At 67.5% G+C, this 348-nt stretch carries 1 protein-coding gene; it reads right to left on the reverse strand.

Annotated features, from left to right (window positions below):
• Window positions 1-348 (reverse strand): STAS domain-containing protein (locus ADL05_RS04675; protein ID WP_156365716.1); only part of this gene is annotated, 348 nt, incomplete at both ends.

A 348-nucleotide genomic window follows, 5' to 3' on the forward strand; every position in this document is an offset into this window, starting at 1 on the left:
CTCGACCTCCACCCCGTGCTTGCGGAAGTGCTCGGTGACCTGGTCCAGGGCGGCCACGGCCGAGGAGTCCCACACGTGCGCCTTGGTCATGTCGATCACCGCCTTGGTCAGCCCCTTCTCGGCGTAGTCGAACCGGCCGACCAGCTCACCGGTGGAGGCGAAGAACAGCTCGCCGTGCACGGTGTACACACGGGTGCCGCCCTCGGGGTCCAGCACACTCGTCAGATCGGCCTGGGTGGCGGCCTTGCTGGCGAAGAGCACCATCGAGACGATCACGCCCACGATCACGCCGAAGGCCAGGTTGTGGGTGGCCACCACCACCGCCACGGTCACCACCATGACCAGGGT

This window comes from Nocardiopsis sp. NRRL B-16309, from assembly GCF_001279585.1.
Classification (GTDB): Bacteria; Actinomycetota; Actinomycetes; order Streptosporangiales; family Streptosporangiaceae; genus Nocardiopsis.